Raw genomic sequence first — 10,665 nt, forward strand, 5'->3', positions numbered from 1 at the left:
CCCCCCCCCCCCCCCCCCCCCCCGCCCCCCCCGGCGCCCCCCCCCCCCCACCCCCCCGCCGCCCCCCCCCGGCGCCCCCGCCCCCGGGGCGGGGGCGCGCCCGCCGCCCCCCCCCCGCCCGCCGGCCCGCCCCCCCCCCCCCCCCCCCACGCCGCCAATTCGTCAGTAGTCGCGCTGCTGCGAGAACGCGTAGCGCGGGTTGATGCCGCAATAAGACGATGTGCCGGAGGCGGTGGCGAGGCACTGCTGATAGCTGGCGAACTGGCAATTGCCGGGGTAACCCCACGAGCGGCCCTGGATGCAATATCGATCGTTCGCAGGATGTGCCTGGGCGGCCGGGGATGCTACGGCGAGCAGGGCCGCGAGCGATGCGAGAGTGAGGATGGTGCGACGCATGTCAGTCTCCTTCGAGAGCGAGTGGGTGGGAATGTCAGCGAGCCTGGCTCGTCTGTTGCGCAGTCATGCCTGTGTTGGTGTCGCCAGAATGCCTTGCGTTCGCGACAAGGCACATCATGACGCAGCCTGCCGCCGGCAATGTGATCTCGGCCACAGTTCACGGTGGGGTTCGAGCCTATCGTGAACGGACTTGCACGCGTCGATCCCGGAGAACTACGCTTGCCTTATTCGGATCAGGTATTTTGGAGGTTCTAATGCAGAAATCATACTTGCTGGCTGCGACAGCAGCGCTGGCGCTTCTCATGCAGACACCGCTCGCGTTGGCGCAGGGCGCACCAGCCGCCGCCGGAACCGCGGCGCCTGCGACGACAACCGCCGCGCCGGCAGCGACGACGACCGCGCCGGGCGCAACCAATGACGCTTCCAGCCAGCCGACCGACTCCAAAAAGAGTGCGTCGAAAAAGCCGGCGAAGAAGAAGATGACGCGGCAGCAGGAGATCGATCACTCGGTCGACAGCGGCACGGTGCCCGCGCGCTACCGCAGCTCGGTGCCCAAGCAGTACCAGCAATACATTCCGTTCGATAAGCAGTGACGGATCGCACGGCGGCGCGGCGTGATCGGGCATCGCACCGCCGGTGCCATCGCGTCAAAATAGGACCTTGGCCGGGCGGAATCCGGCCATACATCCCCAGTGGCGGTCCGCGCGAGCGGTGCTAGAGTAGGCCGAAGCCTAGGGGGAGTAATGAGTGACGACGTGAAGGATGCTGGCCTCGTGGCCATGATCAGCAGCATCCTGGGAGGCAACAGGCGCGCCGCAGACAGTATTGTGCCGCCGCCGCTCATCGAGGTTCCGCCGCCGACAGCGCCGACGAACGGATTTGAGCTGGCCGAGCCGCCCGCCGCCGATACGCCGCCGGCCAAGGCCGAGAACAACCCAGAGAACAATTCCGAGAACGCGCCCGGTGCGGCGGCGGCTGCCGCGAAGCCGGTCGAGCCGCCCGCGAAGATCGCTACGACGCCTGATGGCAAGCAGTTGCTGCCTGCTGAAGCGATCGCCGATCTCGTCCTGGGCGAGCTGCGCAAGCTGGAGAATTTTCCGGCGACCGGTGCCTCCGTCACGGTCTACGGTTACAGGCACTGGAATGCGATGATCACCTTCGCGCCGTTCTCGACCACATTCCGGGATGCCACGCGGTTCCGCCAGGCCATGCCGGACATCGTCTTCAAGCTGCGCCGTTTCGTCGAACTTGAGATATGATCCTGGCCATGAGCCCGAACAGTTCGACAGGAATTTCGACTTGAGCGTTGCCTTTACCAAAGAAGAGAGCGCGGAAACCGCCGCCGAGACGCTGTTGCCGGATCGGCCGATCTCGCCGCATCCAAACCTCGTGACGGAAGCAGGCTTGCAGGCGCTGCAAAGGCAGCTTCAGGACGCACGCGAAGCCTATGAAGCTGCGCAGGCGATCGAGGACGTCAACGAAAAGCGACGGCAATCGGCGGTGCCCTTGCGTGACGCCCGCTATCTCACCGAACGGCTGCGCACGGCGCAGGTCATTCCCGCCCCGGCCTCGACTGATGTCGTCGCCTTCGGCAGCACGGTGACCTTCAGCCGCGCCGATGGCCGCGTGCAAACCTATCGCATCGTCGGCGAGGACGAAGCCGATCCCAAGGCCGGCACGATCTCGTTCGTGGCGCCGGTGGCAAAGTCGTTGATGGGGAAGGCGGTCGGAGATGTCGTGGGATCGGGTGCGCAGGAGATCGAGATTTTGTCGATTGGGTAGGGGGCGTTTATCGATGGTTTCCGCTGTGTCCGCGCAACAAGGCGCGATAGCTGGATGAGGCGGTTTCTGTCGGGGGCGTTGCCGTTTTACGCGCTGGCCGGATTGGCCATGTGCATGTACCTCGTCCTGTACAAGACTGATCTGTTCGACTTGAACGCCGTCGTCCAGGATGCAACCGGTTCGTCGTGGTTTCCGGTCTTCATATTCGTCTGCGTGCTACTCGAGTCGGTCTTCCCGTATTTTGGCTATTTTCCCGGAACCGCTCTTATCCTGATGTCCGTAGCGCTCAATCCGAAGCCCGCGGACGTCCCCGTCTTCATCGTGGCGTGGTTGGCCATCATCGCGGGCGCCGTCCTGAGTTACGGACAGGCTCGCTTTTTCAGACCGCTGTTGCAGCGGGTTGCCTCAAAGGCGGCACTGAACCGCTGTGAGTCCCTCCTCGACGCCTACGGCCCTTACGCGCGCATTGCCCTGTTCGTTCATCCCAACGCCTGCGCGATGTATTTCACGGCGCTCGGACTCCTCGGCCGCAACCTGACGCGCGAACTCGCTTATCTCGGCGTGGGGGCAGCAGCCTCCGTGGGCGTTCTGTTCGTCGTCGTGAGCAGACTTGTGTCGTCCGTAGGCACCACCGACGACGGGGAATTGCAGCTGCTGCTGGCCGCAGCACTGGTTGCGATCGGAACCCTGGTCGGTCTCTACGCGGCCTGGCGGCCGGCGCGGGCTGCGTAGGGCGATCTTGCTCCTTGCTCAGCGTGGGAAAATGCCGTCATGCCGCTGTTCTTGTCCGACGAGGCAGTCAACTTCGGAAATTAGAAATACCGACCTGACTAATGTCCGCTTCTGTGCATGTTGTTTTCAACATCTCGATCGGACGCGCGACGAAAGCCTCCCGCGTCGGACTTGCGCGTTATCTGGCGGACGGGCAGCGCGGGCTTGGGAGGAGATTGTCATTGTCTCGTGTTCGGATCTTCCACGCTTCACTGGCTGTGAACAACCCGTGTCTTGCGGCATCTTCCGCGGAGGAACCGGCGTTTTATTGTAAGTTCGCCTTCGATCCCAAAAGGGGAGGGGTCGGCATCTGGCCAGGAATACCGCCGTCGACCGACGCTTTACGGACCGTCCCCTGGAAGCGCCGCGCCCTAACGGGCCGGCGGCAACCATAGGCAGGGGAGTGCCCCGTCTGCTGGCAATATAGGCCGGGTTCGCTAGCCGTTCCGGTCGTTTACCACCAAGGAATTCTAGTCATCCACACTTTTCCCTTTTCGGTGGATGCTACTTGCATTTTGCTGGCGGATTGGTGTCGATGATCGCTTGCTTCGTCTTTGCGACACTGACCGCTGCCGCTAGCGATTAGCAAGGCGACGTAGGTTTTCCTGGTACTCGGCAAGCAGGGAGGTCATGTCGTCACTGCCGTGATAGAAGCTATGAGAGTCGATCCCGTGGCGAGACGTCAGCTCGCATAGCCGTCTGATGTTGCGGATATCGCCCTTCGAGACCTGCTTTGTGTCGCCAGGGTAGCCGATCCTGGCTATGCGGCGTCTGGTCTCGCCTCCGACCAGAAACCCGACGACGCCTGTTCGCGGCTTGACCTGGATCAGGTCGATGGCGTTATTGTTCGGGCTTTCCAGGACAAAGCCGTAGCGTTGCAGAATGCGGCGCAGCTCGCGGTAGGTGACCGTATATTCCCGGTCGTCGATCTCCCGCGTGTTCCGTCTGAGCCAGAGGGAGATATATTTGATTTCCGGATCTTCGTCGTCGTTTTGCAGTTGTCGATACCGCGACCGCTTCATGATCTCCATTTCCGCGATTTCGACGGTGAAGTCTTCGAACGCGTCCTTGGAGCACTTAGGCGTGCGGCCGTGCTTGGAGAGGAGATAAACGATCGAGAGGAGCGCCGTTCGCTTATTGGCGTCGTGGAACGGGTGATCCTTGATGAGGCCGAAGAGCGTGGTGGCTATCCGCTCGAACGGATCGGCCCACTTCGCAACGCCGCCGAACTCCACCCACGCGCGATAAAGGGCGGACTCCAGAAGCTTCATGTCCTTTGGACCAACGCCACCCAGCTCGCGCTGCTCGGTGATGAAGAAGTCGACAATCAGGAAGTGCGCGCGGATGACGTCCCGCAAGCCAAGCGTGTGTTGCGACGCGAACGGATCGTCGACAATGAGCGCGTTGACGCGTTCGAATTCGGCCTGCACTTCGGGATTGAACAGCTCCACGGCCTGCCCTTGAGGTGGTCCATAGTGGGGCAGCGTGTTTCGTGTGTCTGGTGCCTCTTTGTCAAGTCCGAAAATCGCACTGATCATCTCGAGGGATTACCTTGTAGCGATTGACCGCTTTGCGTCTGTCGGCCGCGGGCGGGTGCTTCCCGTGATTGAGCACGCGCAGCACTGCGACGCGGGCCAGCATGACAATGCGCGATGATCGGCGGCATCGCGCAGTGTTTTCAGGGGCGACGCGGAATCGTGTTGGATCGGCGTATGGAAGGCGCGGCTCCAAACTTTAGCGGGGCTTCAACTGCGGCGCTCGGTTTTGCCAACTGCGATCCGGAAGCCCCTCGGCATTCGCGGGATGTCGCCGGCTGCCGGGCGGTTACAGGCGTGGCAAGGTGCGCCGGCGCCACCGCAGCTGCACGCATCGGGGCCGTCCCATGGTTGGTCCGGATGGTTTCCACAGACCCAGCCGACGTCTTCGCAAACCATGCACTTCATCGGTGGGCCCTTCTTGAATGGTCGCAAGACGAAAGCAACGTTACATAAGTCGCGTTCGATCCAAAACCAGCGCCGTCACAGCAGGTCGTTGAAGGCATGCGGAAGCCTTACATAGGTCGCGCTCTCATGACGCATCAGCCAGCCGTGCTCGATAACGTAGGCTAGGCCCGCTCCAAACTCGCTGCCTTGCGGTCGAGTTACAGCATGAACGGCGGATTGATCCGCTCGATAGAGATGCGGCCAACCTGCGCCAGCTCGATTTGGGCAATAGACGTCGGTTCGCGTTGCTGCATCCAAATCCCATCGCGCTTCAGCTGGTTGCGCGTTGATATCCTCGCGTTTGCACTGAGGTTCCACAAAATGGACAGCGCTTGATCGAGCCAATCCATGTCGATGACAGTGTACTTAATTGGTCCGGCGCTCGCTGGCGAGTTAAATGCACTGTCACCGTAATTTCCAGCTGTTCTGACGAGAGGGGCGCCTGGGAAACTGGGTGCCGTTTGTCGTGTAGGCGCTCCCTACGCAAGGAGGGCCGGATCGAATACCTGTTCCGGCTGCTTGGCGACAGCCGGAGCCTCGATGTGGGTCCGCTTTGACCTGCTCAAGCCCGCAGCATGAAGCGTAGCCCTATTGCGATCCCATGCATCGTTCACGAGGTCTTGCCATTGGATAACTTCAATCGAGCCCCGGTAGTGATTTTTCAACGGTCGAATGCGCCCTTCACCATTGGCAGTTGTTTCCCAATTCGACAACTGCTGCTCCAAGTCTCCAACGATGTCCGCGACGACATAACAATGGAAAATGCAATCTTCCGCCACTCTGATCCGAGTACGGTCGAACGACTCAAGTTCACCACCTCGTAGTTGCCCGAGGTACTTCACTATTTGCGCCTCAATTTGATCTTCGGCTTCTTTGTAATCTCTGCGGCCTGGCCTCTTGAACTCAACGATCATCATCGTGCGAAGCGGTTTAGAGGTGTCCACTGAGTCGGTCTCGGTCACACCCAAGCCATATGCCAAATTCCAGACCAAAAGGTCCGGTCGCTCAGCCGATCCACCACTCGCCATGATGGCGTCCAGGCGTCTGTCGGACGAGAAAGCCCGTGTAAACGCCAACCGCTCGTCCACAATCCAGAGTTCATGAGCGCGACTCTTAACCTCTGTCGGGTCGTCGCCCCGAACGTTCATCGGACAAATGAAGGAGTGCAAAGTCTTCTCGAGGAAGTGATCATCCTCCTTGTCTTTTCGAGCGCGAAGACGTTTGATCAGTTTTTCCATCAGTTCAAGCGCAAGCTTTCGACGGACGACGTGCTGCGCTAACGCCAATTGCTCCGACGTTTGGATTTCCCTTGCTGCGTCGCTAACGGCCTTTTCGAAGTTTTCAGGAATGTCTTGCAGGTCCAGCGTGTCAATAAGCGCCTGCAACGTTTTCTGGCGATCTTCCTCTCGACGAATCTGATACTTCACCAATCCAGCCGCAAAATCCTCTGCGGTGGCTGCGTGAAATGGGACGCGTTGTAGTTGGGTCTCGTCATCATCAAAGCCGAAGGTCGGATACCGACTGACAAAAGATTGGTAGTTTTCCTTGCGTGCCTCGACAAAGGCTTCGACCTGGGCCGGAAGCAGCTTTGTTCGGACCTGCTCCATGCAATTGCGACTGATCTCGTTAAGCGTCTTCTCGGTCAAATTGAATGCAGTTCGGCCTTCATTCACCCGCAAATCTAGGTATTCGCCAGAGACACAGCCATGGAAGACAAGGTCTTTGGTCGCGTCGCGTGTAAGATCGGTCACTCCGAGCAAACTATCGACCTTGCGCGTTTCGACCGTTCGACCATTCGCGAGAAGGTGGAGTTGATGTTTCCCGTCAAGCCCCGTGCTGGCCTCTGCCTTGCAAGTGAAACCGACGATCGACAATTCGCCAAACTCTTTTAATTCGAACGCGCCAGTCTTTAGTGGCTTGCCTACTGTGAGCTCCGCGACGGCATTGGGATAGGTGGTAACATCGCCATCGAGATCGACGATAATCGTCGGACCGCTTCCCAACAGAAAGTCTGCGATGAAGTGCGCACTGAAGTACCGAAGGAAGGTGTCGGCTCGCTTCGGAAACGTGTCCGCATATTCTTTTGTGCGTAAGCCACGGAACGTTATGGTCGTACCGGTCGAAGCACCCGGCGCTGGCTCGTCTTCCCCGCTCGGCTTAACTTGGTCATCGTGCTCTAAAACGAATGAAAAGACCCGACGAAGCCTCCCGCTTGGGCTGTCAAAGACGCTCTCAATGAGGATCGAGCTAAAGGCGTCCAGCCAGAACAAGCGGCCAACACCTTTGCCGCCCTTGGCACGTTTGAAGTCTGTGTCGATTTCACAGAACGCTTCGTAACGTTTAGCATCGAGACCTATCCCGGTGTCGGCCACAACAATCTCGATCTTGTCGGAGTCGGACAGTGACTTGACGCGGATTGAAATCTTGCCTTTGGCGACGTTTGCCCCCAATACGTCTTCAATCGCGTAGATCGAATTGCTCACAGCCTCGAAGAGCGGCTGCAAGCCCTGCGTTGCATTGGACGGTTTAGGGAGCTTTCGGACACGATTTTCAATGTTTTGAGTAAGGGTTGCCACGATGAAATCCCGATGCGTGCGAATGTTGTACCATGCGCGCCGTAGGCGACATTGTAAACGGCTTCGCTTGGCTTACGCCGCCCGGCGCGCTTGGCACGCGGCGAGCGCCTTGTTGCCCGTGTCGCGCTCAACCTTCTTCAGTGTCTGCGCCCGGCCGCCGGTCAGCGCTACCGGCGACTTCATCCAATCCGCGTCGAGCCAATCGGGGACGGTCGGCAGAGTGTTGATGGCTTCGATCAGATTCGGTTGGGGTACGCTGGTATAGAGGCGGCTCATGTCGTCGGCGCCATGCCCCATGATCTGATCCTTGATGTGCGGATGCACCCCAAATTACGGTGACTTTGCGCTTAACTAGTCCGGCGCTCGCTATGGCGAGTTAAGTGCACTGTCACCGAAATTTCAGATTGGTATCAATCGCCAGCGTGACGTCGTCGTCGCGCCTGTGCGGCGATGCCGCCTCCATCTCATTCGCGCTCTTGGGCTTGCCTCGATAGGGTAGCGACGCGAAGACATCCGCCGGCTTGGCTGCCGGGAACGGCGAGGATGGTTTCAGAAGCACTCCGTCCGGTGTGCTCTCGATCGTGAGCCGTGTACCCACCCTCCAGCGGTGCTCCTCGCGGATTGCCTTCGGCAGGACGACTTGGCCCTTGGTCGAAACGGTCGTTGTCAGCTTGTCGGCAGCCATCAGGACATTTTCGGTGAGTAAGATCGGCCGGGTTCGCGCGTCGAGAGAGGACGGAGCGGACTCCGATCGCTGGAGATGATGCCATCATGCGCCTGTTTTGCCCGACGGAGCAAGCGGAATTTCGGAAAAATAGCATGGTTGTAACCCATTGATCCGACTGATGCCGGCTACTGTGCATGGGGTTGTTTTCGACATTTTGTGATTGAGACGGTCCCGACACGCCACTGTGTGTCGACGATAGGTCCACAATCAGCAGGGTTCAGGAAGGTGGATGGTGGGCGCACAAGGGATCGAACCTTGGACCTCTCCCGTGTGAACCACAATGCGTAGACCCGAGCCAACCAAATCCGGCCATAGTTAGAATGTAAAAACACCTGCGATTGACGAGGGTTATGACCTTATTTGCCCATAAGCGCCCATAGCTGCCTTGCTACATTTTGTATGCCCCTGTTGTGCCCGCCGTGGATTTTCCCTTGGGGCACAAAAACGGGGGGAGGTCTGAGACCCCGTTCTGTTTGGGTCTGTGGATCCTCCCTGCGCGGGCACACGGCAAGGGGAAGGTCTGAGGCCCGGTTCTGTTCGAGGGCTGACCGCCCTTCTTGCGGGGCACATCAGGGCACTGAGAGAGGGAATGGATCATGACGGAGCCGGCCAACCAGCTGACACTCACCGATGCGGTGATCCGCACCGCAACGCTGCCGCCCGGTAAGGCGCAACATTATCTCCACGACGACAAGCTGCCCGGCCTCGCCTTGCGCATGCGTGCCACCGGTGGCCGGACCTGGGTCTATCTCTTCACCAAGCCGGGGATGAGGGGAACCCAGCGTAAGACCCTCGGCGCGTGGCCCAAATATAACGAGAAGGCCGCGCGCAAAGCCGCCACCATCGCCGCAGGCGAGGTCGTCAGGGGATTGGACCCGAACGATGCGAAGCGCGAGGCGAGGCGGCAACAGGCCGCCGCGAAGCAGCGCACCACGCTCGCGACCCTCATTGTTGAAGATGGTCCCTACCAGACGTCCTTGACCGAACGTCAAGTCGTCAACTGGAAGCCAGCAATGTCGGCGCTGCGGCGCGGGCTCAAGGATCACGCCGAGAGCAGCGTGGGGGACCTGACCCGACGGCAGATCATGGCTGTGGTCGACAAGATTGCTAAGACCGGCAAGCGCGGTGCGGCCAAGGACTTGCGCAAGCACGTGCATACCTTGCTCGAATGGTGCGTCGGCGAGGGCTATGTCGAGCACAACGTGCTCGCTGGTTATCGCGCGCCCAAGGAAACCCGCGCGCAAAGGGTCGGACGCCGAACAAAGGGTCGCGCGCTGACCGATGAGGAAATCATCAAGGTCTGGGATGCATCCGGCAAGCTCGGGGCTTTCGGTCTCTTGGCACGCATGTGCCTGCTCGGTGGCCCGCGTCGCAGCGAGCCTACCATGATCGAGTGGCGAAAGCACATCATGGATGACCGTATCACCTTCGATGCGGCGTGGACCAAGATGGGGCTGCACCACGATGTGCCGCGCACTCACCTGGTTGACGAGGTGCTCACGGCCGCGAAACATTTCCAGCGGGCAACCTCCGACTTTGTCTTCCCATCACCAAAGACCGGCGGCCAGATGTCCGGCTTCACCAAGATGGTCAACCGTCTGGTCAAGGAAGCGAGCGTCGCCAAGTTCACCATGCATGACTTAAGGCGCAGCTTGCGCACCATCATGTCGCGTTGTGGCTACGACAACGAAATCCAACGGCTGTGTGTCGGGCAAAAACCTAGCGGAATTGATCAGGTCTACAACCACGACGAACAGTGGATCATCCGCAAGATGGCGTTCGAAGCGGCTCACGACTACATTGCCGAGTTGGTCGGCGCGAAACGGGTCGGCAAAATCGTGCGCCTGCAGCGGACGAATCCGCTTGACCCGATCAAGGCCGAGCTCCTCGGACGTCTCCGTGAGCACTATGCGGCTGAGGCGCCCTAGTGGTCTTGTCGCACTTGGCCAGATAGTCGCGCACCGCATCGACACGATAAAGGGGCCGGCCATCGACGTAGCGCCATTTCAGCGGGTGGTTCGGATCGCGCCGCCACTGCTCCAGCGCTCCGGGCGTGCGCCGGATGACCGCGGCCGCCTCTAATGCCGTTAAATTAGAGCTGCCCGGTAGCGCATCGATATCGAAGGTCGCGGGCGGCGGCATGCCACGGTTCTTACGATGCCGCTTCGTGGCGTGTGGCATCTTCCGACTATTTGGTAGCTCTAACGCCTCGATCGCAACCTTTGCGTCCTTGCCGCTCATGCCTCAGTCCCGAACCGTGATCGGTCTGAGCCGATAAGATTGTACGCAGCTCTAACAGGAAAGAAATCAAGTTCGCAGGTGCGGCTGCTGGGTCGCTGTGGCGTACAAATAGGTGTCGCGCGCCGTGGAAAACTGCCCCCTCTGCGTCACGAGGAATTGCCCCTCCTCGAATAGCTGAGGAGAGAGTGAA

At 60.0% G+C, this 10,665-nt stretch carries 10 protein-coding genes and 1 pseudogene; 5 read left to right on the plus strand and 6 right to left on the minus strand.

Annotated elements, in window-relative coordinates:
* Positions 1-162: 162 nt before the first annotated feature.
* Positions 163-396 (minus strand): DUF3551 domain-containing protein, encoded by a 234-nt coding sequence (locus AC0L3A_RS32470; protein WP_007596464.1) that lies wholly within the window; start codon positions 394-396, stop codon positions 163-165.
* Between the two features lie 254 nt (positions 397-650).
* Between AC0L3A_RS32470 and AC0L3A_RS32475 the strand changes: the two genes are divergently transcribed.
* From AC0L3A_RS32475 to AC0L3A_RS32490, 4 genes are all read left to right on the plus strand, one after another.
* On the plus strand, positions 651-989 hold the full coding sequence (locus AC0L3A_RS32475) for a hypothetical protein (RefSeq protein WP_007596462.1): 339 nt from the start codon (positions 651-653) through the stop codon (positions 987-989).
* A 150-nt stretch (positions 990-1,139) separates the two neighbouring features.
* Complete coding sequence (locus AC0L3A_RS32480; RefSeq protein WP_007596461.1) at positions 1,140-1,655, plus strand: hypothetical protein; 516 nt, start codon at positions 1,140-1,142, stop codon at positions 1,653-1,655.
* Between the two features lie 40 nt (positions 1,656-1,695).
* Positions 1,696-2,178 (plus strand): transcription elongation factor GreA, encoded by a 483-nt coding sequence (gene greA, locus AC0L3A_RS32485; protein ID WP_007596453.1) that lies wholly within the window; start codon positions 1,696-1,698, stop codon positions 2,176-2,178.
* A gap of 54 nt (positions 2,179-2,232) precedes the next feature.
* Positions 2,233-2,910, plus strand: a complete 678-nt coding sequence (locus AC0L3A_RS32490; protein WP_007596452.1) for an SNARE-associated domain-containing protein — start codon at positions 2,233-2,235, stop codon at positions 2,908-2,910.
* A 614-nt stretch (positions 2,911-3,524) separates the two neighbouring features.
* Here the strand turns inward: AC0L3A_RS32490 and AC0L3A_RS32495 are convergent.
* From AC0L3A_RS32495 to AC0L3A_RS32515, 5 genes and pseudogenes are all read right to left on the minus strand, one after another.
* The gene (locus tag AC0L3A_RS32495) at positions 3,525-4,400 is read right to left on the minus strand and encodes a type II toxin-antitoxin system death-on-curing family toxin (protein WP_473255885.1); all 876 of its coding nucleotides are present in this window, start codon (positions 4,398-4,400) and stop codon (positions 3,525-3,527) included.
* 689 nt (positions 4,401-5,089) lie between these two features.
* Positions 5,090-5,281: a hypothetical protein gene (locus AC0L3A_RS32500; protein WP_473255886.1), complete on the minus strand. Its 192-nt coding sequence runs from the start codon at positions 5,279-5,281 to the stop codon at positions 5,090-5,092.
* 129 nt (positions 5,282-5,410) lie between these two features.
* Positions 5,411-7,507, minus strand: a complete 2,097-nt coding sequence (locus AC0L3A_RS32505) for an ATP-binding protein (RefSeq protein WP_473255887.1) — start codon at positions 7,505-7,507, stop codon at positions 5,411-5,413.
* Between the two features lie 72 nt (positions 7,508-7,579).
* Complete coding sequence (locus tag AC0L3A_RS32510; RefSeq protein ID WP_473255888.1) at positions 7,580-7,804, minus strand: hypothetical protein; 225 nt, start codon at positions 7,802-7,804, stop codon at positions 7,580-7,582.
* Between the two features lie 113 nt (positions 7,805-7,917).
* Positions 7,918-8,192 (minus strand): annotated as a pseudogene (locus AC0L3A_RS32515) (AbrB/MazE/SpoVT family DNA-binding domain-containing protein).
* 638 nt (positions 8,193-8,830) lie between these two features.
* Here AC0L3A_RS32515 and AC0L3A_RS32520 point away from each other — a divergent pair.
* Positions 8,831-10,162: a tyrosine-type recombinase/integrase gene (locus AC0L3A_RS32520; protein ID WP_473255889.1), complete on the plus strand. Its 1,332-nt coding sequence runs from the start codon at positions 8,831-8,833 to the stop codon at positions 10,160-10,162.
* Positions 10,163-10,665: the final 503 nt, after the last annotated feature.

The organism is Bradyrhizobium sp. MI1.3 (genome assembly GCF_055811695.1).

Bases quoted from the DNA above. Each gene is read 5' to 3' on its own strand.
- AC0L3A_RS32470 (WP_007596464.1), bottom strand. From the start codon at position 396: ATGCGTCGCACCATCCTCACTCTCGCATCGCTCGCGGCCCTGCTCGCC.
- AC0L3A_RS32475 (WP_007596462.1), top strand. From the start codon at position 651: ATGCAGAAATCATACTTGCTGGCTGCGACAGCAGCGCTGGCGCTTCTC.
- AC0L3A_RS32480 (WP_007596461.1), top strand. From the start codon at position 1,140: ATGAGTGACGACGTGAAGGATGCTGGCCTCGTGGCCATGATCAGCAGC.
- AC0L3A_RS32490 (WP_007596452.1), top strand. From the start codon at position 2,233: ATGAGGCGGTTTCTGTCGGGGGCGTTGCCGTTTTACGCGCTGGCCGGA.
- AC0L3A_RS32500 (WP_473255886.1), bottom strand. From the start codon at position 5,281: ATGGATTGGCTCGATCAAGCGCTGTCCATTTTGTGGAACCTCAGTGCA.
- AC0L3A_RS32510 (WP_473255888.1), bottom strand. From the start codon at position 7,804: ATGGGGCATGGCGCCGACGACATGAGCCGCCTCTATACCAGCGTACCC.
- AC0L3A_RS32520 (WP_473255889.1), top strand. From the start codon at position 8,831: ATGACGGAGCCGGCCAACCAGCTGACACTCACCGATGCGGTGATCCGC.